Raw genomic sequence first — 23,706 nt, 5'->3', positions numbered from 1 at the left:
GTTCAGCCCTGCGCGGAGCCGAGGTCGGCGGCCCAGGGGTAGTAGAGGTACGCGGCCGATGACGGCAGACCCGTGAGGGTCGACGAGTAGGCGACCGTCGACGGGCTCTGCGTGACGGGCACCCACGGCGTCGCCTCGACCCAGCGGCGCTGCAGCTCGATCGCGAGCTCGGCGCGCTCCGCGTCATCCGTCGCCGCGAAGGCCTGGGTGACGAGCTCGTCGTACTCGGGGTCGTCGAAGCCGACGAAGTTCACCGAAGCGGTGGATGCACCGTTCTTGTAGAAGCCGACGGGGTCGTTCTTCGAGATGTAGTACTCGTCGGAGAACAGGTCGGCCTGGCCGCGCAGATCGGCATCCGAGTAGAAGTCGCCGTATTGGGCCGACGGGATCGTGGCGATCTCGGCCTCGAGGCCGATGCTCTTGGCCGCGGCGACGAGCGCATTCGAGACGACGTTGCGCACGGAACCGCCGTCGCTCGCGATCACGATGGGCTCGTCGGGTGCGCCGGCCTCGGCGACGAGCTTCTTCGCCGCCTCGAGGTCGCTCGCGCTCGGGCTCGCGGGTGCGCCCTCGAGCGCCTCGTAGGCCGCCTCGAACGCGTCGTGCTCGTAGCCCCAGGCGCCGGAGCCGATCGGCGTCTTCGACGGCTCGGCGAGGTCGCCGAACGCGGCCTTGGCAATGCCGGCGCGGTCGAGGGCGAGCGAGAGGGCCTGGCGGATGCGCTCATCGGCGAGCGCGCCGCGCTCGGTCGCGAGCAGCACCCACGCGTTGGTCGACGGTCCCTGAGCGAGCGCGACGGAGTCGACGGACTGCAGGGGGATCGCCGAGGCGGGGGAGTCGAGGTACGAGCCGTCGGCCTCGCCCGCCGTCAGCGCGTTCACGACGGCCGACTGGTCGGCCCAGCGGAACACGACCTCGGAGGCGAGCACCTCGCGCGAGTCGTCCCAGTAGTTCTCGGCCTTCTCGATCGTGAGGCTCGTGCCGGGCTTCCACTCGCCGAGCGTGTAGGGCCCGGAGCAGGCGTCGGGCGTTCCCGGGGCGCCGAAGCTCTCACCCTGCGCCTCGACGACGCGCGGGTTCAGCACCATGCCGCCGTTGCCGGCCATGGCCTGGATGAAGATGGCGTCGCGCTGCGCGAGCGTGACGGTGATCTCGTTCGCTCCGGTCTTCTCCATCGCGGTGACGTTCGCGTACTCGTCGGACTCGTCGGCGCCCTCTGCCGCGTGGCGCTGCATGCTCCACAGCACGTCGTCGGCGGTGACGGGGCTGCCGTCGTGGAACGTCGCATCGGGGCGGATCGTGAACACGACGTGCGTGTCGTCGACCCACTCGGCGCTTTCGGCGAGGTGCGGCACCGTGGTCAGGTCGGGCTGCACGGCCATCAGTCGCTCGCAGACGTTCGCGAACACGGTGTTCTCGGCGGCGCCGCTGTCGATGTCGAAGTCGAAGGTCGCGGGCTCGGCCGGGAGCATCCAGGTGACCGAGTCGACGGGCCCGGATGCCGCGGGGGTCGTCGCCCCGAACGGGATGTCGGCGACCGGGGCGGTCGGCGCGTCACCGCCGTCGGCGGTGCATCCGGTGAGGGCGATGGCCGCGCCCGCGGCGATCGCGAACCAGGCGGTTCGTCTGGGTCGGTGGCTGATGTTCATCGGTGTGCCTCCATTGGCAGGGTGGGGGTGGTGAAGCGGGAGCCCGGTCCGTCGAAGGCGTTCCAGGGCAGGATCTCATAGGGGTGGTCGCACGGCGTTCCGTTCGTGACGAAGTAGTCGCCGGTCGTGAGGTCCACGCAACTGGAGAGGAGCGTCGACCACTGCCGCACCGCCGGACGTCGTTCGTCGGGGTGGGTGCAGACGGATTCGGGGTAGCCGAGGTGGTCGCTCATCGCCGCGCGGATGCCGGCGAGGGTCTCGTCGCGGCCGTCGGTGTTGCGCACGCGCGCGAGGCCCGATCGTGCCTGCGGCACGCGGAAGAGCGAGTCGGCCGAGACCGGGCGGTAGTGGCCGGCGAGCTGCGGGGGCACGGATGCCTGGTAGTGATTGCCGTGCACGAGCTGGCCATCGTCGGGGTAGAGCCAGTCGATGCCGTCGGGCGTGATCTCGAGGTCGATCGAGAAGCCCGAGCGGTCGGTGAGCAGCGCGTTGCTCGAGATGTGGGCGTTCGTGCGCACGAGCGTGTTGATCGCGTCGGGCAGTTCGCTCTGGTTCAGCGTCATGCGCCGGATGAAGGTCTGGGGGAGGCCGACCGAAGCGCCGAAGCGGCCGCCGAGTCCATTGGCGTTCAGCGCGATACCGGCGGAGTTCACGCCGTGGCGGCCGATCTGGCCGGCTTCGAGCTGCATGATGAGCGTCGGCAACGGGTCCTGCACGATCCGTACGACGACGACGGTGTGTTGGGTGCCGGCGCGCCAGTCCCAGTTCTGGCCGGCATAGGTGTGACCGTCGCCGGCCGCCGTGCCGGTGAGCGAGAAGCTCGTGCAGCCGTCGCTCGAGTCACGCTCCTCCTCGGGGTCGACCTGCTGCCGGGGCCGGTTCGAGCCCTGGTCGTAGATGATCTCGCCGCGGAGGTTCAGTGCCATCAGATCGAGCAGGTCGCGCCCGCTGCCGGCGGCGACGCCCTCGAGTTCGCGCACGATGTCGGGTGCCGCATCGCGGCAGGCGGGGAGCCAGCTCGCGGCCTGGTCGCGCACCTCGGCCCAGGTGAGTCCGGCCTGCTGGCCGAAGGCCGCCTCGTAGTACTCGATGGCCGACGAGATCAGGTCGGCGGCGGCCTCGCCGTACTGCACGCCGCGCTCGAACGGGGCGCCGCTGATCTCGATCGTGCGGATGGTGGTGCTCATGTCCGGCGACGTTCTCTCTGCGCCGGTTAGCATGTGGATCACCGGCGTCTTCGTTGGAATGATCGTTACGAGATAGGATGCTCGTGGAATGAATGATACACACGACCTGCAATCTGTAACAACCGATACGCGCAATCCCGGTGTGATCGAGCTGCGCACGCGGGTGCGCGGCGCGTGGAGCGGGCTGTCCAGAGCCGAGCAGGCCGTCGGCGGGCTCCTCGCCGGCAGCCCGGCCGAGCGGCTGCTGTTCGCCACGGCCGCCGAGCTCGGTGCCGAGACGGGCACGAGCAATGCCACCGTCATCCGCACCCTGCAGAAGCTCGAGTACGCGGGACTCGCCGACCTCAAGCGCCAGGTGGCCGCGCCGTTCACCGAGTCGGTCTCGCCCGAGGAAAGAGTGCGGCAGCGGCTCGACCATGCCGGTGAGGACACCGGGCGCATCGCCGCGAGCGTCTGGGACGAGGCGCGCGACCAGGTCGAACTCGCTCGGCAGGCGCTCTCGGTCGACGACGTCACCGCCGCCGCCTCGCTCATCGCCCGAGCCGGTCAGGTGTACGCCTATGGTGTCGGCGCCTCGGCCGTCGCGGCGGCTCACCTCTGCCTTCGGCTCGGCCGAGCCGGCCGGTCGGCCCGCCACCTCGACGCCGACGGGTTCCGGCTGGCAGATGCACTGCTGCCGCTTCGGAGTGGCGATGTCGTGGTGCTCTTCGCGCCGGGGCGGGTCAACTCCGAGATCGAGGCGATCGTGGGGCGGGCGCGCGAGGTCGGCGCGCACACCGTGCTCGTCACCGACGAACTCCGCGAGCGGCTCGCACCGAGGGTGGCGGTCACACTCACCGCACCGCACACGCCGACCGGCTTGACCGCCGAGGTGCTGACCTCGATCCTCGTCGCCGACGTGCTCGCGCAGTCGGTCTCGGCGCTCGCGCCCGACCTCGCGGTCGAGACGTCGCACGCGCTCACGGTGCTTCGCTCGCGCCTCGGTTACTGAGCTGAGCCCACTCCTCCTCGACAGTCGGGGCGCGAGCCCGCAACGGCGCCTGCGGGCTCCGCGGCAGGTGCCGTCGGCGGCGCTCGTTAGACTCGACGGATGAGCTGGAACGCGGAACCCGCCTGGACCGACGAGGTCCCGTGGGACCCCGACGAGCTCGCCCCGCCGCCCGACGACGAGTGGGTGCCGCCGGTCGACGACGCCCCGTTCGGCGGCTCGCGAACGACGGCCCAGCAGCGCTCGCCGGGTGCGCCCGGCTCGGTGACGGGCCGCTCGGCGGCGACCGTCGCGGCGGGTCATCGCGCTGCTGCGCCAGCACGGTTCGCCTCGGCCGCCGAGGCCCTCCACACCGTCTTCGGCTACGACAGCTTCCGCGGCGAACAGGCCGAGATCATCGCCCAGGTCGCGGGCGGCGGTGACGCCGTCGTGCTCATGCCGACCGGCGGCGGCAAGAGCCTCTGCTACCAGATCCCGTCGCTCCTCCGCGAGGGTACGGGCATCGTGGTCTCGCCGCTCATCGCGCTCATGCACGACCAGGTCGACGCGCTCGTACGCAACGGCGTGCGCGCCGCCTACCTCAACTCGAGCCAGCAGTCGCACGAGCGGGCCGAAGTCGAGCGGGCCTACCTCGCCGGTGAGCTCGACCTGCTCTACGTCGCTCCCGAGCGGCTCGGGAACGAGGCGACCAAGCGCTTCCTCGAGCAGGGGTCGATCGCCCTCTTCGCGATCGACGAGGCCCACTGTGTCGCGCAGTGGGGGCACGACTTCCGGCCCGACTACCTGGCCCTCTCCGAGCTCGCCGACCGCTGGCCCGACGTGCCCCGCATCGCCCTCACCGCGACGGCGACCGAGGCGACCCACCGCGAGATCACCGAGCGGCTGAGCCTCGGGGGCGCCGAGCACTTCGTCTCGAGCTTCGACCGGCCGAACATCCAGTACCGCATCGAGTCCAAGCTCGAGGTGCGCAAGCAGCTGCTCGAGTTCATCCGCAGCGAGGGGCGCGACGCCGCCGGCAACCCCGTCGCAGGCATCGTCTACGCGCTCTCGCGGGCGAGCACCGAGAAGATCGCCGCCTACCTCGCCGAGCACGGCGTCAACGCGATGCCGTACCACGCCGGACTCGACGCTGCGGTGCGGCGTCGCACGCAGGAGCGCTTCCTTCGCGAAGAGGGCGTCGTCGTCGTCGCGACGATCGCGTTCGGCATGGGCATCGACAAGCCCGACGTGCGATTCGTCGCCCACGTCGACCTGCCGAAGTCGGTCGAGGGCTACTACCAGGAGACGGGTCGTGCCGGCCGCGACGGCGCCCCCGCCACCGCGTGGCTCGCCTACGGACTGCAAGACGTCGTGCAGCAGCGCCGCATGATCGATGAGAGCCCGGGCGACCTCGCCCACCGTCGTCGTCTCGCGCAGCACCTCGACGCGATGCTCGCCCTCTGCGAGACCGTGCAGTGTCGCCGCCAGAACCTGCTCGGCTACTTCGGTCAGCCGAGCGAGCCGTGCGGCAACTGCGACACCTGCCTCGAGCCGCCCGCTTCGTGGGACGGCACCGTGCCCGCGCAGAAGCTCATGTCGACGATCGTGCGCCTGCAGCGCGAGCGCCGGCAGAAGTTCGGCGCTGGTCACCTCGTCGACATCCTGCGCGGCAAAGAGACGCCGCGCGTGCGCCAGTACGGACACGACGCGCTCGCCACCTGGAGCATCGGCCAAGACCTCAGCGACCAGCAGTGGCGCGGGGTCGTGCGGCAACTGCTCGCCCAGGGCCTGCTCGCGACGCACGGCGAGTACGGCACCCTGACGGTGACGGATGCCGCGGCCGACGTGCTCTCGGGCAAGCGGGTCGTGAAGCTCCGCACCGAACCCGAGCGGGCGACGCGCTCGCGCGGCCCCAAGGCCGCGACGGCAGCCGCCGACCTCGAACCGGCGCAGGTCGAGCTCTTCGAGCAGCTCCGCGCCTGGCGCGCGGGCGAGGCGAAAGAGCAGGGCGTGCCGGCGTACATCGTCTTCGGCGACGCGACCCTGCGCGCCGTCGCGGTCGCGAAGCCCGCGAGCCTCGCCGACCTCGACGGCATCACGGGCATCGGCGCCAAGAAGCGCGAGGCCTACGGCGAGGCGCTGCTCTCGGTCGTGGCCTCGGCCTGAGCCGGCGCCCGCCCGGGTCTGGCGAGCCGGCCCACGCCTCTGCGACGAGGCGCGTGCCCGAGTGCCCGCGCGCGCCGCGCCCACGTGCCCGCGGGTTGTCGGCACCCCCCCGGCGTTCCTCGCTTCCGCGACGAGGAGGCGTGGTGCCGCGGCATCCGCAGCCCTTGACGAACCCTCACTCGCGATATACTCTGAACAAAGTATTTGGAGGTGAGTATGTCGCGTCGACCGGTGACCAACCCGCTCGCGCTCGCAGTGCTGGCGAGCCTGTGGGAGCGCCCGATGTACCCCTACGAGATCACCACGACCCTGCGCGAGCGCGGTAAAGAAGACAGCATCAAGCTGAACTTCGGCTCGCTCTACGCGATCATCAAGTCGCTCGAGAAGCACGGCCACATCGAAGAGGCGCGCGTCGAGCGCGAGGGCAATCGACCCGAGCGCATCGTGTACGCCATCACCGACGCAGGCCGAGCCGAGGCGCACGACTGGATGCGGGAGCTGATCGCGGTGCCGGTCAAGGAGTACCCGGCCTTCGAGTCGGGCCTCTCGCTCATCGCGCTCCTCGCGCCCGACGAGACCATCGCGCTCCTGCGCGAGCGCCTCGAGCGGCTCGATGCCGAGCTCGCCTCGCGGGCGCAGCTCGCCGAGCAGTCCGACGAGCTCGGCCTGCCCGAGCTGTTCCTCGTCGAGTTCCACTACCGCGTCGCCATGACCCGTGCCGAGCGCGAGTTCGTCGCGGGCATGCTCGAGCGCCTCGAGGCGGGCGAGCTCGGCGGGCTCGACGCGTGGCGGGCCATGCACGAGCTGATCGAGTCCGGCGCGAGCGCCGAGGAGCTCGAGGCGAAGCTCGCGCACTACCTGGCGGAAGGAGCCGCAGACCAGCAGCAGCACTGACCAGCAGCAAGAACAGAACACAGATCGATGGCCCGGATGCGGCAACACCCGAGCCATCTCGCAACCGAGTCGTTCAACGTGAATCGAATCCATCCCAGTGCGTACCGTCATTCTATCGGCGCGCCCTCACGACCGAACGGCTCCCCACCGAAGGAGAGCCTCATGGCTGCATCACCCGACGGGATGGCCCTCGTGGCCGCCGATCTCGTCAAGACCTATTCGCAGGGGCGCGGCAAGCCCGCGCTCCGAGCCCTCGACGGGCTCACGTTCCAGGCCGAGGAGGGCACGGTCTTCGGCCTGCTGGGGCCGAACGGCGCCGGCAAGTCGACCACCGTCAAGATCCTCTCGACCCTCTCTCGCGCCGACTCCGGCATCGCGACCGTCGCCGGCATCGACGTGACGCGCCACCCCGGCCGCGCACGAAGCGCGATCGGATTCGTGGCACAGAAGCAGGTCTCCGACCCCATGGACACGGGGGTCGAGAATCTCGTGCTTGCCGGCCAGCTGCACGGCATGTCGACCCGTGCCGCGCGAAGCCGAGCGGGCGAGTTGCTCGAGCGGTTCGCGCTCACCGGCGCGGCCCGGCGCCAGGTGAAGACCTACTCCGGCGGCATGGCACGCAAGCTCGACGTCGCGATCGGCCTCATGCATCGCCCGCAGGTGCTGTTCCTCGACGAGCCGACGACCGGGCTCGACCCCGAGGCGCGAGCCGAGATGTGGGCCGAGATCGAGCGGATGTCTCGCGAAGAGCGCATGACCGTGCTGCTGACCACCCACTACCTCGAGGAGGCCGATCGGCTCGCGAGCCGGCTGGCGATCGTCGATGCGGGCCGCGTCGTGACCGAGGGCACGCCTGAGCAGTTGAAGAGCGAGCTGCGCGGCGATGCCGTGGTGATCGAGCTGCACGAGGCATCCGTCGTCTCGCGGGTGCTCGAAATGCTGAGCCGTCTCGGCGGCTTCCGCGAGGTCGCAGCCGAGGGGCGTGCCGTGCGCGCCCGCGTCGACGACGGCGGCGCCGCGCTGCCGCTCGTGTTGACGGCGCTCGACGCCGAGGGCGTCACCGTGGCATCGGCGACGGTGTCGCGGCCGAGCCTCGACGATGTCTACCTGGCCCACACCGGGCATTCCTTCGCCGCCGTGCACGCCGGTTCCTCCGCCGATGTCCGCGCCGATCTCGAGGAGGTCGCATCATGACCACGCTCACGAACCAGGTCCCCGTCGCGACGCGGACCGAGTACATGCGGCCGAGCTTCTTCCGGCACACCGCCTACCTGACGCTCCGGCAGTTGCGCGCGGTGGTGCGCATTCCGGCGTTCATCGTCATGAACGTCGTGCAGCCGCTCATCTGGCTGCTGCTGTTCGGCCAGCTCTTCACCTCGGTCGTCGAGATCCCGGGCTTCACCGGGGGCGACAACTACCTCGAGTTCCTCACTCCGGGAATCGTCACGATGATGGCGCTGTTCGGCAGCGCCTGGGCGGGCACGAGCTACATCCAGGACATGGACCGCGGCGTCATGGACCGCTTTCTCACCTCGCCGACGAGTCGCGGCGCGATGATGACGGCGACGCTCGTCTACCAGGCGCTGCTGACGTTCGTGCAGTCGCTCATCGTGCTCGGTGTCGCCTGGCTCGGAGGCGCACGGTTCGACGGTGGACTCGGCGGCATCCTGATCCTGCTGCTCGCGGCGATGCTGCTGACGGCGTCGTTCTCGGCACTGTCGAACGCAGCGGCCCTGCTCGCGCGCAACCAGAACGTGCTGATCGGCATTTCGCAGCTCATCACGATTCCGCTCATGTTCCTGAGCTCGGCCCTCATGGACACGAGCCTGTCGGCCGACTGGGTCGCCGGCGTCGCGCGGTTCAACCCGTTCGAGTGGGCCGTCGTGGCCGGCCGTGAGGCGCTCGACGCGAGCCCCGACTGGGCGAGCGTGTGGGGCCACCTCGGTCTGCTCGCTGTGTTCACCTCGGTGCTCGCCTGGGCGGCGACGCGCGCGTTCCGCGTCTATCAGCGGAGCGCGTAGCCGGCGCCCACGCCGTCGCGCACGCCGAGGTGCACCCGCCGGCACGGCCGCATCGAGGGATGCGGCCGTGCCGGCGCGCTACCGCCGAGCGTTCCGGATGGCCGGGCGATCGAGCGATTCTGTGCCCGACCCGGTCGAAATCGAGACACGCGTGCCCCGACGGCACTAGCATCAGCGCAGGGGCGCCGCGTCGACGGTGCACGGGGCAAAGGGGGTTCGGCATGACCGATCAGGCAGCTCGGCCGATGGGCGTCACCATCGTCGCGATCCTCGCGTGGATCGCGGGAGCGCTCGACATCGTGTCGGGCACCATCCTGCTCTTCCAGGCGGGCGTCGAATCCGTCGTCGACGGGCTCGGCGGCACCGGCCCGCTCTACGCCGCCGCGATCGGCTCGATCGTGCTCGGCCTCATCGTCGTGGCGGTGGCCGCGGGGCTCCTCACCGGCAGCTGGGTGTCGCGCATGATCATCACGGTCGTCGAGGTGTTCTCGATCATCGGCTCCCTGTTCCTCGCGTTCGCCTACCTCGGCGGAGCCGTGGGCGAGTGGCTCGGCATCGCCGTCTCGCTCGTCGTGCTGTTCCTGCTCTGGGGGCACAAGTCGAGCGTGTTCTTCGGCAGCCGGCAGCCGGAGGCCTGAGTGAACCCGGTCGGCCGCCCTGGCGGCGTCACGTTCATCGCGGTGCTCACGTGGATCTCGGGCGCGCTCGACGTCATCGGCGGCACGATCCTGCTCTTCCAGACGAGCGTCGCGGCGACCGTCGAGCAGTTCGGCGGCGCGAGTCAGCTCATCGCCTCGGCCATCATCTCGATTCTCATCGGCGTCGTGGTCATCGCAGTGGCGGGTGCCCTGCTGCGCGGCAGCTCCGGCGCCCGCCTGTTCATCACGATCCTGCAGGTGCTCTCGATCGCGAGCTCGATCTTCCTCGCGATCGCCTACCCGGCGGGAGCGATCGGCGAGTACTTCAGCGTGGTTATCTCCGTGATCGTGCTGGCGATCCTCTGGTCGGGTCGGGCGAACGCCTTCTTCCGCAACTGAGGTCCTTCCGCAGCTGAGGCCATTGTCGGTATCCCATGGATGCCGACGGCGGGGTTTGTAGGGTCTTCACAGTGGTGCTCGACACGCCGCAGCGCCCGTTTGTAGGGCACGGACGCAGGGTTTCCCCGTCGACCACCCTCGACCTACCGTGGAGGCAAGCCCAGATCGCACACGAAGGACGAGACACCGACGATGGTTGACACGGCACCCCGCACCGCTTCGAAGCAGCAGAAGACCGCCCCCGAGCGGACCGCCCCCGAGCGCCCGGCCGACACGGCTCCGCCGAAGTCCGCGCGCACCGCGGCATCCGCCCCGCAGCCCGCATCGCCCGCCCAGCCCTCGATCGATGTGGCGACCCTCGGCCGGCAGCTGCTCGGCACCTGGGCCGACCTGCGACTCGACGCCCGTGAGCGAGCCGCGCACCCCGACCTGCAGCGCATCGAGGGCCAGCCGATGGCCGAGCACCGCGAGCGCGTGCTCGGGCAGTTGAAGATCCTCGTCGACCAGAAGGCCGTGCACCGCGCCTTCCCGACGTCGCTCGGCGGGTTCGACGACCACGGCGGCAACATCGCCCAGTTCGAAGAACTCGTGATCGCCGACCCCAGCCTGCAGATCAAGGCGGGCGTGCAGTGGGGTCTCTTCGGCGCTGCCGTGCTGCACCTCGGCACCGAGTTCCACCACGAGACGTTCCTGCCCGACATCATGTCGCTGAAGGTGCCCGGCGCGTTCGCGATGACCGAGACCGGTCACGGCTCGGATGTCGCGGCCATCGGCACGACCGCGACGTACGACGAGGCGAACCAGCAGTTCGTGATCAACACGCCGTTCCGCGGCGCGTGGAAGGACTACCTCGGCAACGCCGCCGTGCACGGCACCGCCGCCGTGGTCTTCGCGCAGCTCATCACGAAGGGCGTCAACCACGGCGTGCACGCCTTCTACGTGCCGATCCGCAACACGAAGGGCGGCTTCCTCAAGGGCATCGGCGGTGAGGACGACGGGCTCAAGGGCGGCCTCAACGGCATCGACAACGGGCGCCTGCACTTCACGAACGTGCGCGTGCCGCGCGAGAACCTGCTGAACCGCTACGGCTCGGTCGCCGAAGACGGCACGTACTCGAGCCCCATCGCGAGCCCCGGTCGCCGCTTCTTCACGATGCTCGGCACGCTCGTGCAGGGTCGGGTCTCGCTCGACGGCGCGGCGACGACGGCCGCGGCCATGGCGCTGACGATCGCGATCACCTACGGCAACCAGCGTCGCCAGTTCAATGCGGCGAGCGACACCGACGAAGAGGTGCTGCTCGACTACCAGCGTCACCAGCGCCGCCTGCTGCCGAAGCTCGCGACGACCTACGCGCAGATCTTCGCGCACGACGAGTTCCTCGTGAAGTTCGACGCCGTGTTCTCGGGCGCCGCCGACACCGACGACGACCGCCAGGACCTCGAGACCATCGCCGCAGCGCTGAAGCCGCTGTCGACGTGGCACGCACTCGAGACGCTGCAGGAGGCCCGCGAGGCCGCCGGCGGCTCCGGCTTCCTCGCCGAGAACCGCATGGTGGGGCTCCGTCAGGACCTCGACGTCTACGTGACGTTCGAAGGCGACAACAACGTGCTCCTGCAGCTCGTCGCCAAGCGCCTGCTCACGGACTTCTCGAAGCAGTTCGCGAAGGCGGATGCCGGTGCGATGGCGCGTTACGTCGTCGCGCAGACCGCCGATCGCGCCTATCACGGCACTGGCCTCCGCAGCCTCGCGCAGACCATCGCCGACTTCGGTTCGACGGCGCGCTCGGTCTCCGAGCTCCGCGACGAGCAGACGCAGCGCGAGCTTCTGACCGACCGGGTCGAGGCCATGATTTCCGAGATCGCCGGCCGCCTCCGCGATGCACGCAAGCTCCCGAAGGCCGACGCGGCCGCGGCGTTCAACCGCAACCAGAACGAGCTCATCGAGGCGGCGCGGGCGCACGGCGAGCTGCTGCAGTGGGAGGCGTTCACCCGCGCGCTCGCGAAGACGACCGACCCGGGCACGAAGCAGGTGCTCACGTGGGTGCGCGACCTCTTCGGTCTGGGCCTCGTCGAGAAGCACCTCGCCTGGTACCTCATCAACGGCCGGCTCTCGCCGAAGCGCGCACAGGCCGTCACCGCCTACATCGACCGGCTCCTCGAGCGTCTGCGTCCGCATGCGCAAGACCTGGTGGACGCATTCGGGTACGGCCCCGAGCACCTGCGCGCGAAGATCGCGTCGGGCGCCGAGCAGGAGCGGCAGGACGAGGCGCGCGAGTACTACGCCGCACAGCGCGCCGCCGGCACGCTGCCCGCGCCCGAGAAGTCGAAGAAGAAGTAGCGCCGATTCGCGGTGAAGGCCGGGCTCCCACGGGAGCCCGGCCTTCGCGCCGTCAGCGCCTGAGTCGTCGGTAGGCGACCGCGGCGAGCGGAAGGAACACGGCGGTGATCACGAGCGGCCAGACGGATGCCGCGAGCACGGCGTTCTCGGCGAGCCATCCGCTCGTCGTGCCGGTCGGGTTGCCGAACAGCTCGCGGGTCGCGGTGGCGGTCGCCGAGACCGGGTTCCACTCGGCGATCGTACCGAGCCAGCCGGGCATCGTCTCGGCCGAGACGAAGACGGTCGAGAGGAATCCGATCGGCCACACCAGCACCTGCACCGCGGTCGTCGCACCGGCGCTCCTGAACCGCAGCCCGAGGAAGATGCCGAGCCACAGCAGTGCGAAGCGGAGCCAGAGCAGCAGCACGATGCCGAGGGCGATCTCGGCGGGCCCCGTGGTCGGACGCCAGCCGATGAGGAGACCACCGAGCATGAGCACTGCAAGGCTCAGAGCCGACGACGTCAGATCGGCGATCGCGCGGCCGAGCGCCACCGAGGCGCTCGTGATCGGCAGTGATCGGAATCGGTCGGTGATGCCGCGCTTCGCGTCTTCCGCCATCGCGGTCATGGTCGACTCGAGTCCGAAGAGCATCGTGAGGGCGAACATTCCCGGCAACAGGAACGCGATGTAGTCGCCGCCGCCGGGCAGTTCGATCGCGCCGCCGAAGAGGAATCCGAACATCAGGATCAGCATGATGTTGAAGGCGAGCCCGAAGACGATGCCCCACGGCTCTCGGATCCAATGCAGCATGTCGCGGCCGGCGATCAACCAGCCCTCGCGGGCGGCGTTCGACCGGCGGTCGCGAACGGCGGATCCGTCGCCGATGGCGATGGACGGGGTGGTGGCGGTCATCGTGCCTCCTCGGTGTCGTGGGTGCGTGCGGTGGCGGCCGGCACCGCGGCGGGCACGGTGGTCGTCGCGCCCGGCCCGGTGAGGTGCAGGAACACCTCGTCGAGCGTCGGCCGGCGAAGGGCGAGGTCGTCGACGGTGAGGGCGGCGGCGTCGAGCGCACGCACGACCGGTGCGAGCGCCTTCTGCCCATCGACCACCTCGACGGTGACGGTGCGAGTGTCCGGGTCGACGGCCGCCGGTGCGCCGACCGACCGCCCGATGAGTTCTGCAGCCTCATCGAGCCGTGCGGCCTCGGCGATCACCACTGCCACCCGGTCGCCGCCGAGCCGGCGTTTCAGCTCCTCGGGCGTTCCCTCGGCGACGACCTTCCCGTGGTCCATCACCGAGACGCGATCGGCGAGCTGGTCGGCCTCGTCGAGGTACTGCGTGGTCAACAGCACGGTCGTGCCGCCTGCCGCGATCTCGCGGACGGCCTGCCAGACGGTGGCGCGCCCACGAGGGTCGAGCCCGGTGGTCGGTTCGTCGAGGAAGAGGATCGCCGGGGTCAGCACGAGGCTCGCCGCGATGTCGAGGCGCCGCCGCATGCCGCCGGAGAATCCAGAGACCGCACGCGACGCGGCATCCGTCAGTTCGAAGGAGTCGAGCAGTTCGTCGGCGCGGCGCTTCGCGCGGGCCTTCGACACCCCGCTGAGCCGGGCGAACAGCACGAGGTTCTGGTGCGCCGTCAACGCCTCGTCGACGGCGTGGAACTGGCCGACGAGCCCGATGCGCTCGCGCACCCGGGAGGGGTGGCGTCGCACGTCGATGCCGTCGATCTCTGCGCTGCCCTCGTCGAGATCGGTCAGCGTTGTGAGGCAGCGCACGGCAGTGGTCTTGCCGGCGCCGTTCGGTCCGAGGAGGCCGTGCACGTGCCCGCGGCCGACCTCGAGGTCGAACCCGTCGAGGGCGTGCTCGCCGCCGTAGCGCTTTCGGAGGCCGGTCGCTCGGAGGGCGGTGGAATCGGGGATCGTGGGTGGGTTCATGTGCATCATCGCATCCTTCAACGTACGCTGTACGGATTTATTCCCTGCAAACCGTACACCATACGAAGAATGTAGGCTAGCGCCATGTCGACCGAATCCACCGGGCGCGGCGAGCCCGACCGAACGCTCCGCCTGCTCTGGCGAGAGCGGCTCGGCGAGCCGCTCGGATCCCGGGGCCCGAAGCAGCGTTCCAGCGTCGACGAGGTCGTCGAGGCGGCGATTCAGATCGCCGACGAAGAGGGCATCGACGCCCTCTCCATGCGACGCATCGCCGATCGCCTCGGACTGAAGCCGATGTCGGTCTACACCTACGTTCCCGGCAAAGCCGAGCTCATCGACCTCATGGTCGACCACGTGGCCGGTGAGGTCGTGCTTCCCGCGCTCGACGGAAGCCTGCGCGATCGCCTCACCGAGATCGCCCGCCTCCAGTGGGAGGAGTACCTGCGGCACCCGTGGTTGCTCTCGATCGACACGAGCCGCCCGCCGCTCGGCCCTCACGTCTCCGACCGCTGGGAGTGGTGCCTCGGCGCGATCGACGGACTCGGGCTCTCCGACGTCGACATGGACCGCGTCATCACCCTGCTGCTCGGATTCGTCGGCGGGCCGGCGCGGGCCTACCTCGACGCCGAGCGCCTGCACCGATCGAGTGCGGAGTCCGACGTCGAATGGTGGGAGCGGAACGCCCCGCTGCTCGAGCAGATCATGGATCCGTCGCGCTACCCGATCTCGGGTCGGGTCGGCCAGGCGGCCGGTGAGGCCTACGAAGCCCCGGCCGATCCGCTCGGCGCGTTCACCTTCGGCCTCGCGCGCGTGATCGACGGCATCGAGCGCTATGTCACGTCGACGGCGGCGTCAGCCGGGGGGCACGCCTGAGTGCTGGTCAGTTCTTCTCCGCGGGCGGCTTCATCAGCAGACCCGTGACGATGCCGACCACGACCCCGGCCGCCAGCCACAACCAGAACCCCGTCCAGAGGCTCACGCCCACGCCGACGAGAATGCCCACGATGAGGCCGACGATCAGCTGGGTGCGACGGGCATTGCGTGCGGGGGTCTGCTCGGCCATTCCTTCAGCCTACGTCGGCGCCGAGCGCCGTCAGAGCAGTCCGAGTGAGCGCACCGCGTCGCGCTCCTCGACGAGTTCGGCGACGGATGCCTCGATGCGACGTCGCGCGAAATCGTCGACCTCGAGGCCCTGACGGATGCGCCAAGTGCCGTCGACGGAATCGACCGGGAACGAGGAGACGAGCCCCTCGGGCACGCCGTAGGAGCCGTCGGAGACGACGGCGGCGCTCGTCCAGCCGTCGCGGGCACCGAGCACCCAGTCGTGCACGTGATCGATCGTCGCGCTCGCCGCCGAGCCGACCGACGACGAGCCGCGCACCTCGATGATCTCGGCGCCGCGCTTGGCCACACGCGGGATGAACTCGTCGACGAGCCACCGCCGAGCACCCTCGGGGCCGCCGAGGCGATGGGCGAGGAGCGCGGGCACGGAGTCGCCGGCCGCCGTGGCGTGCGCCACGTCGGGGAACTGCGTCGCCGAGTGATTGCCCCAGATGGTCACACCGCGGATGTCGCCGACGGGCGTGTCGACGGTGGCCGCGAGCTGCCCGAGAGCCCGGTTGTGGTCGAGTCGCGTGAGCGCGGTGAAGCGATCGGCCGGGACATCCGGTGCGTGGGCCGACGCGATGAGCGCGTTCGTGTTCGCGGGGTTGCCGACCACCACGACGCGGATGTCGTCGGCGGCGCCGGCGTTGATCGCGGCACCCTGCGGGCCGAAGATGCCCCCGTTCGCCGAGAGCAGGTCGCCGCGCTCCATGCCCGCGGCGCGCGGGCGGGCACCGACGAGGAGTGCGACGTTCGCACCGGCGAAGGCCGCATGCGCGTCGTCGTAGACCTCGACGTGCGAGAGCAGCGGGAAGGCGGAGTCCTGCAGTTCGAGGGCGGCGCCCTCGGCGGCACGAACCCCCTGCGGGATCTCGAGCAGGTTCAGCCGCACCGGAGTGTCGGGGCCGAGCATGGCGCCCGAGGCGATGCGGAACAGGAGTGCGTACCCGATCTGACCGCCCGCGCCCGTGAGCGTGACGGTGGTCGGCTGCTTCGTGGCCATGGTTCGAGCCTAACCGTCAGAGGTACTCGGGCTGCCGGGCGGGTCGACGGCCGCTCACCGCGAGCCGCCATGGGGTTCCGGCGCGGCACCCGGTCGCGGCATCCGCTGGTCGGCATGGTGCGAGCCGCCATGGGGTTCCGGCGCGGCACCCGGTCGCGGCATCCGCTGGTCGGTACCGTGTCGCCATGAGAGAGATGTATCCGGAGATCGAGCCGCTGGAGACCGGCATGCTCGACGTGGGGGACGGCCAGCACATCTATTGGGAGGTGTCGGGCAATCGGCAGGGGAAGCCGGTCGTGTTCCTGCACGGGGGACCGGGTGCGGGTACGACGCCCGACCACCGCCGCCTCTTCGACCCCGAGCGGTACCGCATCGTGCTCTTCGACCAGCGCGGCTGCGGGCTCTCGATCCCGCACGCGAGCGAGCCCGAGGCGAGCCTCGCCGCCAACACGACGTGGCACCTGATCGCCGACATGGAGCGGCTCCGCTGGCATCTCAGCATCGACACCTGGCAGGTCTTCGGCGGTTCGTGGGGCAGCGCGCTCGCGCTCGCGTACGCAGAGACCCATCCCGAGCGCGTCACCGAACTCGTGCTGCGCGGCATCTTCACGCTGCGCCGGCAGGAACTCGACTGGTTCTACGAGGGCGGGGCCTCTGCGGTCTTCCCCGACCTCTGGGAGGACTTCGTCGCCCCGATCCCAGTGCTCGAGCGCACGCACCTCATCGAGGCCTACGCGCGGCTGCTCGCCGACCCGAGCCCCGAGGTGCACGAGCCGGCCGCGGTCGCGTGGGCGCGGTGGGAGTCGTCGACGATCACGCTGCTGCCGCAGGCCGCGAACGTCGCGCGCTACACGGCTCCCGAGTACGCCACGGCCTTCGCGCGCATCGAGAACCACTACTTCCGGCACGGCGGCTGGTGGGACGAAGGGCAGTTGATTCGGGATGCCTCGCGCCTCCGTGACATCCCGGCCGTGATCATCCAGGGCCGCTACGACATGTGCACGCCCGCGATGACCGCGTGGGACCTGCACCGCGCGTGGCCCGAGGCCGAGCTCACGATCATCGACGACGCCGGGCACGCCTTCGACGAACCGGGCATCCTCGACGCGCTCATCACCGCGACCGACCGTTTCGCGGGCGGCGACGGATACGGCGGGGACGCCGTGGTGTACGAGCAGCACGACGACGATGAGGGTGAAGACGACGACGAGGAGGTCGACGACGACGACGAAGCCGATGACGATGACCGCGACGACGCAGACGATGACGACGATGATGCTGACGACGATGACGATGACGACGACGATGACGACGATGACGACGATGATGACGATGACGACGAGGAGGCCGATGACGATGAAGACGACGAAGACGACCGGCACCGCGACCGCGCCGACCGCCCCGACAGCCGGTAGCGTCTGATCATGACGTTCAATCCCGACGCCGACATCAGCAAGGGCAAGGCCTCCAAGCGCGGCCGCAACACCGGCATTGCCGTCGGCGGAGGCCTCGGCGTGCTCGCGATCTTCCTGATCTCGCAGTTCCTCGGTGTCGATCTCTCGGGCATCGTCGGTGGCGGCGCCCAGCCCGAAGCGAGCGACTCCTCGCTCGACCAGTGCCTCACCGGGCAGGACGCCAACGAGAACGTCGAGTGCCGCATGAAGGGCGCCTCGGCGTCACTCGAGACGTACTGGGTCGAGGAGGCACCCGCCATCGGGGTGAACTACAACGCCCCGCAGGACTTCATCCTCTTCGACCAGGCGACGACGACCGGGTGCGGCAGTGCCTCGTCGGCGACCGGGCCGTTCTACTGCCCGCCCGACCAGACGATCTACATCGACGTGACCTTCTACGACGAGCTGCGCAACCGGTTCGGCGCCAACGGCGGCACGCTCGCCGAGATGTACGTCATCGCGCACGAGTGGGGTCATCACGTGCAGAACCTCGCGGGCGTGCTCGAGCGCTCGCAAGACGGGCAGACCGGCCCGGCGTCGAATGCCGTGCGCGTCGAGCTGCAGGCCGACTGCTTCGCCGGCGCCTGGGTGGCGAACGCCTCGACGGTGCCCGACGACAGCGGCGTGCCATTCCTGCAGCCGATCACGGCGGCGCAGCGCAATGACGCGCTGAACGCCGCCGCGTCGGTCGGCGACGACCACATCCAGCAGGCGACGCAGGGCCAGGTGAACCCGCACACGTTCACGCACGGTACGAGCGAGCAGCGGATCGACTGGTTCACGATCGGCTACGAGCAGGGCGCCCAGGCCTGCGACACCTTCAGCGTCAGCCCCGCCGACCTCTGACGAACCGCCGAACCGACGCAGTTCGCGAACGAATTCTCGCGACCTGCGTCATGAACCGGCGGGCTTGCCGTCTCTCCATTAAGCGCACCGCGACGTGCGCAGATTGGAGCACGAGCCATGGGCCGACGACGCGAGACCCCGACTCCCCACCGCGAGTTCTTCCGTGCGGTGACGATCGACGAGACGGTGGCGCTCTCGTGCACCTGCAACCGAGGCGCCGACCACTGGTACGCAGAACCGATGGGGGAGGCACCGCGCAGCGGTGCCGCCGGCCCCGGCGCGCGGACCAGTAGGACCGCGACGCCCGAGACGGAGGGGCCGAAGCTCAGCCTTCGAGTGCCTCGACGATCGCCCGGCCGAGCGCGGCTGGCTTCGTGAACTGAGGCCAGTGCCCCGTGGGCAGGTCGAGGTAGCTCACGTCGGCGATCTTCGCCAGAAACCCGGGATGAGGATGACGTCCATGGGGTGACGCTATGCCCGCCCGCCGACACGCGCGATCAGCCGCCGGCCACCCGGTGGCGCCGGCCGGCACCCGCCGTCGCGAGCACGACGATGCCGGCCGCGAGCACGAGGAGCCCGATCAGCGCACCGGCGGAGAGGGCCTCGCCGAGGAGTGCGACCCCGAGGATTCCGGCGGTCAGCGGCTCGGCGAGGGTCAGCGTCGAGACGGTCGCGGGCGTGAGTCCGCCGAGCCCGTATCCGAAGAGCAGGTAGGCGACGGTCGTCGTGACGAGGCCGAGCCAGAGGGCCATCGCGAGGCCGGGCCCGGTCGCGAGCCACGAGGCATCCGTCGTCGCCAGCACCGGCACGCTGAAGACGGCTGCCGTGCCGAAGAGCGCGCCCATGCTCGACGATCCGCTCCAGCCGCGGTCGAGCAGGGCCTTCGCGGCGAGCGTGTAGACGGCGTACGAGGCACCCGCGCCGAGTGAGGCGATCAGGCCGAGCGGATCGGCTCCGACGGTTCCATCGGCGGCACCGCCTCCACCGGTCGCCGTCGCCAGGATGCCGACGCCGAGCGTTGCGATGGCGGTCGCGACGGCCCAGCGATGCCCGGGGTAGCGGCGGCGCAGTGCCCAGTCGAGGCCGCCGGTGATGACCGGCGCCGAGCCGAGTGCCACGACCGTGCCGACCGCGACGCCGTTCGCGGCCGTGCCCGCGAAGAACGCGGGCTGGTAGGCGAGCACTCCGGCCGCGCCGATCGCGACGACGAGCCATGAGGGCAGCGGATGCCGCGTGCCGACGCCGGCCGCCGGAACGGGCGGTGTCCCGACCGCACCGCGCCGGCGACCGGCGAAGATCGGGATCAGGGCGATGAGCCCGAGGGCGCCACCGCCGATCAGGATTCGCGCCGCACCGACCGAGGCGGCGCTCGCCTCGGGCCCGAGCGCTTGCGCGGTGCCCGTCGTGCCGAAGCAGACGGCTGCGAGCAGCACGGCGGTCACGAATCGCATGGCACATTGTTACACAATTCTTCCCACACTGGGCGGGAGGAGATCGCGAGATCGGGAAGACCGTCGACGTACATCTCGTCCTCCCGATCGCGCGAACTCCTCCGAAGGCCGTACCAGCACCCTCCCGCAGGCCGGTAGGCTCGCGGATGTCGCGCGCGCGATCCGGCGACGAAGCCGTGAGCGCCGCCGACGCCAGCCCTGTGCCCGCTGCAGGGCGACCCGAAACGGAAAGGACGCCTGTGCGCGCCGTGCTCTTCAACGCCTTCGGTGAGAACCCCGAACTCGTCGACGTGCCGGAGCCCGCGTGTCCGCCTCGCGGCGCCGTCATCCGCGTTCGCGCGACCGGTGTCTGCCGCAGCGACTGGCACGCCTGGATGGGCCACGACGACACCGTCTCACTGCCGCACGTGCCGGGCCACGAGTTCGCCGGCGAGATCGCCGTGCTCGGCTCCGAGCTCGACCCCGAGTCGGGCTGGGCGGTCGGCGATCGGGTCACCGCCCCCTTCATCTGCGCGTGCGGGCGCTGCCACGAGTGCCTCACCGGCAACGAGCAGGTCTGCGACCACCAGTCGCAGCCCGGGTTCACGCACTGGGGCTCGTTCGCCGAGTTCGTCGCGATCGACGAGGCCGAGCTGAACCTCATCCGCCTGCCCGAGTCGCTCGGCTTCGTCGAGGCCGCGTCGCTCGGCTGCCGTTTCGCGACCGCGTACCGGGCCATCGTCTCGCGTTCGCGGCTCGCCCCCGGCGAGCAGATCGCGGTGCACGGATGCGGCGGGGTCGGCCTCTCGGCGATCATGATCGCCGTGGCGGCGGGCGTGAAGGTCTACGGGGTGGATGTCTCGGACGCCGCGCTCGCCGCGGCGGAGGGGCTCGGCGCCGTGCCCGTGCAGGGCGGGGAGGGGGCCGCCGAGCGGATCCTCGATGCCTCGGGCGGGGGAGTGGACGTCTCGGTCGACGCCTTCGGATCGACCGAGACCTCCTTCGCCTCGGTGCGGAGCCTGAAGAAGCGGGGCCGTCACGTGCAGATCGGGCTCATGGTCGGCGATTCCGCGCTCGCCGCGATGCCGATGGACGCCGTCATCGCGGGCGAACTCGAGATCCTCGGCAGCCACGGCATGGCCGCGCACGAGTACCCCTCGATGCTCGGCGCCGTCGCCTCGGGCGACTTCCGCCCCATCGAGCTCGTCGGCCGGCGCATCACCCTCGACGAGGTGCCTGCTGCCCTCGCGGCGATGGGCACCGCAGGCGGGGCGGGCTCGGGCATGACGGTCGTCGAGCTGTAGCGGCATCCGCTCGATTCGCTCGTGACCGTGCCGGCGGCGTGCCCGTAGTCTGTCGGAGAACCCCCAGGAGGAATCGATGAGCGATGGTCGTGCGACACCCGCCGGCTGGTACCCCGACCCGAGCGACGCCGCGGCGCAGCGCTGGTGGAACGGGGTGCAGTGGACCGAGCACGTCGCGCCCGCGGCTCCGGTGGCGCCGGTCGCGGCTCCCGTCGTGCCGCCGGTCGTGGCGCCCCAGGTCACCGCACCGGCGTACGTCGCGCCTGTGACCCCTGCGTCCGAACCCGCGTACACCCCGGCGTATGCGCCCGCCTATGTACCGGCGCCGTACGGCGGCGCAGCGACGACGGCTCGCGTGCCCGAGGGAACCCCCGTCGACACGATCTGGATCTGGCTGATCGTGGCACTGCCCGTGCTCGCCGTGCTGCCGCTCTTCTTCTGGGACTTCGAGTCGTACCTGGAGCAGACGATGTCGCCGTCGACGAGTGCGATGTTCTCCGCGCTCGGCCCGTACACCGACCCGTGGTACCTCGCCGCGACCTTCGGCGGCTGGGCCGTCTACGGTCTCTCGGTCTGGTTCGCCGCCCTCGACAGGGCCGCGCTCGCGAAGCTCGGCTACGAGCGCCGGTTCCACTGGGCGTGGGCGTTCCTCTCGTCGCTCGTCTACGTCATCGGCCGCTCGGTCGTGGTGCGCCGTCAATCGGGCCGCGGGTACCTGCCGATGGCCGCGGCGATCGCGCTGACCGTCGTGCTCACGATCGGCGTGATCGTCTGGTTCGTCGTGATGATGGTGAGCGTCTTCGAGACGTCGATGGAGATGTATCCCACGTACTGACGAGCTCGGCCGACGGCGCCGTGCCCATGGGAGCCGATGCCGGCCCCCACGAGCACGCGGTTCACGCGTCGACCATCTCCGGCGCCGGCGCGCTCGCCGGGCGGGGCGTCGGGCGCAGGAACAGGGCGGATGCCACGAGCCCGACCACGGCCAGCACGGCGGCGCCGAGGAACGCCGATGAGTAGCCGGCCGTGAGCGCCGCGGCATCCGCTGCCCCGCCGGTCGTTGCCCCACCGGCCACTGCACCGGCGGTGACGGCCGCGCCGACGGCCGTCAGGGCGGCGAGGCCGACCGCCGAGCCGATCTGGTAGCTCGTGTTCACGAGTCCCGAGGCGACGCCCGTCTCCTCAGGGCGGGCCGCGCCGATCGCCGTGCCGAGCGACGGCACGAACGCGAGCGCCATGCCGAGGGCTGCGACGAGCGACGCGGGCAGCACGTCGACCGCGTAACTGCCGTCGGGGCGAACGAGCGCGAGCCAGCCGAGGCCGATCGCGAGCAGGGCGAACCCACCGACGATGAGCGGCTTCGCCCCGAACCGGGCCTGCAGTCGCGGAGCCACCGCGACCATCCCGACGACGATGAGCGCGGTCATTGGCAGGAGCGCCGCACCCGAGGCGAACGCGCCGGCCCCGAGCACCTGCTGCAGGTAGAGGTTCAGGAAGAACCACATCGAGACCCACGCGGCGCCGAGCAGGAGCTGGGCGAGGTTCGCTGCGCCGAGCTGCGGGGCGCGGAAGATGCCGAGGCGCAGCAGTGGCGTGCGGCTGCGGGCCTGGATCGCGAAGAACGCGATGAGCAGCAGCGCGCCGGCGCCGAGGGCGATGATCGTCTCGGCCGAGGCCCAGCCGGCCTCTGGGGCACGCACGACGCCGTAGACGATCGCCGCGAGCCCGGCGGTCGCGGTCAGTGCGCCGCCGAGGTCGACACGTCCGCGTCCGCCGGCGACCCGGGGGAGGGCGAACGGCGTCAGGGCGATGACGGCGACGGCGATCGGCACGGTCACGTAGAAGACCCACGGCCAACTCGCGTACTCCGTGAGCACGCCGCCGAGGAAGACCCCTGCGGTGCCGCCGATCGGTGCTGCTGCGCCGTACACCGCGAAGGCGCGCGGCAGGTCGGCGGTGCCGCCGAACAGCGTCATGAGCAGCGTGAGCGCGGCCGGGGCGATGAGCGCGGCGCCCGCGCCCTGGACGGCGCGGCCGGCGATCTCGAGGCCGACGTTGCTCGCGGCCCCGGCGAGCACGCTGCCGACGATGAGCGTGAGCCAGCCGGCGATGAACACTCGGCGGGCGCCGAACACATCGGAGAGGCGGCCGCCGAGCAGCAGCAGGCCGCCGAAGGCGATGACGTAGGCGTTGAACACCCACGACAGCGACTCGGGCGTGAAGCCGAGTTCGGCCTGGATGTCGGGCAGGGCGACGCCGATGATCGACGTGTCCATGATGACGACGAACTGGGCCGCCGCGATGAGTGCGAGGCCGAACCACCGACGTCTCGTCGGCGGAGTTGATGCTGACATGTGACTCTCCTTCTAAATACCCCTAGGGGGTATAGATAT

20 protein-coding genes and 1 pseudogene are annotated in these 23,706 nt (G+C 70.6%); 13 read left to right on the top strand and 8 right to left on the bottom strand.

Going from position 1 to position 23,706, the window contains the following annotated elements; all coding sequences use genetic code 11:
• Positions 1-2: 2 nt before the first annotated feature.
• Together VPH61_RS16770 and VPH61_RS16765 are read right to left on the bottom strand one after the other, a co-directional pair.
• Positions 3-1,649: an ABC transporter substrate-binding protein gene (locus tag VPH61_RS16770; RefSeq protein WP_332064653.1), complete on the bottom strand. Its 1,647-nt coding sequence runs from the start codon at positions 1,647-1,649 to the stop codon at positions 3-5.
• Positions 1,646-2,836: a C45 family peptidase gene (locus VPH61_RS16765; RefSeq protein WP_332064652.1), complete on the bottom strand. Its 1,191-nt coding sequence runs from the start codon at positions 2,834-2,836 to the stop codon at positions 1,646-1,648. The genes VPH61_RS16770 and VPH61_RS16765 overlap by 4 nt, the downstream gene beginning before the upstream one ends.
• Positions 2,837-2,924: 88 nt before the next feature.
• Here VPH61_RS16765 and VPH61_RS16760 point away from each other — a divergent pair, with 88 nt between their 5' ends.
• The 8 genes from VPH61_RS16760 (at position 2,925) to VPH61_RS16725 (ending at position 12,258) form a co-directional block, all read left to right on the top strand.
• A complete protein-coding gene (locus tag VPH61_RS16760) occupies positions 2,925-3,827 on the top strand; it encodes a MurR/RpiR family transcriptional regulator (RefSeq protein ID WP_332064651.1) in 903 nt (300 codons plus the stop codon).
• A gap of 99 nt (positions 3,828-3,926) precedes the next feature.
• Positions 3,927-5,969: a DNA helicase RecQ gene (gene recQ, locus VPH61_RS16755; protein ID WP_332064650.1), complete on the top strand. Its 2,043-nt coding sequence runs from the start codon at positions 3,927-3,929 to the stop codon at positions 5,967-5,969.
• A gap of 231 nt (positions 5,970-6,200) precedes the next feature.
• Positions 6,201-6,863 carry a helix-turn-helix transcriptional regulator gene (locus tag VPH61_RS16750; protein ID WP_332064649.1) on the top strand — a complete coding sequence of 221 codons (663 nt, stop codon included), beginning with the start codon at positions 6,201-6,203 and terminating at the stop codon, positions 6,861-6,863.
• A gap of 162 nt (positions 6,864-7,025) precedes the next feature.
• A complete protein-coding gene (locus tag VPH61_RS16745; protein ID WP_332064648.1) occupies positions 7,026-8,057 on the top strand; it encodes an ATP-binding cassette domain-containing protein in 1,032 nt (343 codons plus the stop codon).
• On the top strand, positions 8,054-8,884 hold the full coding sequence (locus VPH61_RS16740) for an ABC transporter permease (protein ID WP_332064647.1): 831 nt from the start codon (positions 8,054-8,056) through the stop codon (positions 8,882-8,884). The genes VPH61_RS16745 and VPH61_RS16740 overlap by 4 nt, the downstream gene beginning before the upstream one ends.
• A gap of 221 nt (positions 8,885-9,105) precedes the next feature.
• Complete coding sequence (locus VPH61_RS16735) at positions 9,106-9,522, top strand: hypothetical protein (protein ID WP_332064646.1); 417 nt, start codon at positions 9,106-9,108, stop codon at positions 9,520-9,522.
• On the top strand, positions 9,523-9,921 hold the full coding sequence (locus tag VPH61_RS16730) for a DUF7144 family membrane protein (protein WP_332064645.1): 399 nt from the start codon (positions 9,523-9,525) through the stop codon (positions 9,919-9,921).
• Positions 9,922-10,113: 192 nt separating this feature from the next.
• A complete protein-coding gene (locus VPH61_RS16725; RefSeq protein ID WP_332064644.1) occupies positions 10,114-12,258 on the top strand; it encodes an acyl-CoA dehydrogenase family protein in 2,145 nt (714 codons plus the stop codon).
• Between the two features lie 52 nt (positions 12,259-12,310).
• Here the strand turns inward: VPH61_RS16725 and VPH61_RS16720 are convergent, their stop codons facing one another.
• Both VPH61_RS16720 and VPH61_RS16715 read right to left on the bottom strand, forming a co-directional pair.
• Positions 12,311-13,150 (bottom strand): ABC transporter permease, encoded by an 840-nt coding sequence (locus VPH61_RS16720; protein WP_332064643.1) that lies wholly within the window; start codon positions 13,148-13,150, stop codon positions 12,311-12,313.
• Positions 13,147-14,178 (bottom strand): ATP-binding cassette domain-containing protein, encoded by a 1,032-nt coding sequence (locus VPH61_RS16715; protein WP_332064642.1) that lies wholly within the window; start codon positions 14,176-14,178, stop codon positions 13,147-13,149. Before VPH61_RS16715 ends, VPH61_RS16720 begins: the two co-directional genes overlap by 4 nt.
• Positions 14,179-14,256: 78 nt before the next feature.
• Here VPH61_RS16715 and VPH61_RS16710 point away from each other — a divergent pair, with 78 nt between their 5' ends.
• Positions 14,257-15,045 carry a TetR/AcrR family transcriptional regulator gene (locus tag VPH61_RS16710; RefSeq protein ID WP_332064641.1) on the top strand — a complete coding sequence of 263 codons (789 nt, stop codon included), beginning with the start codon at positions 14,257-14,259 and terminating at the stop codon, positions 15,043-15,045.
• Between the two features lie 7 nt (positions 15,046-15,052).
• Here the strand turns inward: VPH61_RS16710 and VPH61_RS16705 are convergent, their stop codons facing one another.
• Positions 15,053-15,235 (bottom strand): HPP family protein, encoded by a 183-nt coding sequence (locus VPH61_RS16705; RefSeq protein WP_332064640.1) that lies wholly within the window; start codon positions 15,233-15,235, stop codon positions 15,053-15,055.
• Positions 15,236-15,265: 30 nt separating this feature from the next.
• Entirely contained in the window at positions 15,266-16,279 is a 1,014-nt protein-coding gene (locus tag VPH61_RS16700) for a malate dehydrogenase (protein ID WP_332064639.1), read from the bottom strand.
• A 185-nt stretch (positions 16,280-16,464) separates the two neighbouring features.
• Between VPH61_RS16700 and pip the strand changes: the two are divergent.
• Both pip and ypfJ read left to right on the top strand, forming a co-directional pair.
• Positions 16,465-17,415 (top strand): annotated as a pseudogene (pip, locus tag VPH61_RS16695) (prolyl aminopeptidase); the annotation flags it as partial.
• Between the two features lie 288 nt (positions 17,416-17,703).
• Positions 17,704-18,579, top strand: a complete 876-nt coding sequence (ypfJ, locus tag VPH61_RS16690; RefSeq protein WP_332064638.1) for a KPN_02809 family neutral zinc metallopeptidase — start codon at positions 17,704-17,706, stop codon at positions 18,577-18,579.
• 497 nt (positions 18,580-19,076) lie between these two features.
• Here the strand turns inward: ypfJ and VPH61_RS16685 are convergent, their stop codons facing one another.
• Positions 19,077-20,030: an EamA family transporter gene (locus VPH61_RS16685; RefSeq protein WP_332064637.1), complete on the bottom strand. Its 954-nt coding sequence runs from the start codon at positions 20,028-20,030 to the stop codon at positions 19,077-19,079.
• A gap of 146 nt (positions 20,031-20,176) precedes the next feature.
• On the opposite strand from VPH61_RS16685, the gene VPH61_RS16680 reads away from it, so the two are divergent.
• Both VPH61_RS16680 and VPH61_RS16675 read left to right on the top strand, forming a co-directional pair.
• Positions 20,177-21,313: an alcohol dehydrogenase catalytic domain-containing protein gene (locus VPH61_RS16680; protein WP_332064636.1), complete on the top strand. Its 1,137-nt coding sequence runs from the start codon at positions 20,177-20,179 to the stop codon at positions 21,311-21,313.
• A gap of 76 nt (positions 21,314-21,389) precedes the next feature.
• Positions 21,390-22,148 carry a DUF2510 domain-containing protein gene (locus VPH61_RS16675; protein WP_332064635.1) on the top strand — a complete coding sequence of 253 codons (759 nt, stop codon included), beginning with the start codon at positions 21,390-21,392 and terminating at the stop codon, positions 22,146-22,148.
• Between the two features lie 61 nt (positions 22,149-22,209).
• Here the strand turns inward: VPH61_RS16675 and VPH61_RS16670 are convergent, their stop codons facing one another.
• On the bottom strand, positions 22,210-23,667 hold the full coding sequence (locus VPH61_RS16670; protein WP_332064634.1) for an MFS transporter: 1,458 nt from the start codon (positions 23,665-23,667) through the stop codon (positions 22,210-22,212).
• Positions 23,668-23,706: the final 39 nt, after the last annotated feature.

Source organism: Agromyces sp. CCNWLW203 (assembly GCF_036576125.1).
GTDB lineage: Bacteria > Actinomycetota > Actinomycetes > Actinomycetales > Microbacteriaceae > Agromyces.
Note: the sequence above shows the minus strand (reverse complement) of the source record. Positions and strands in the feature narration are given on the sequence as shown.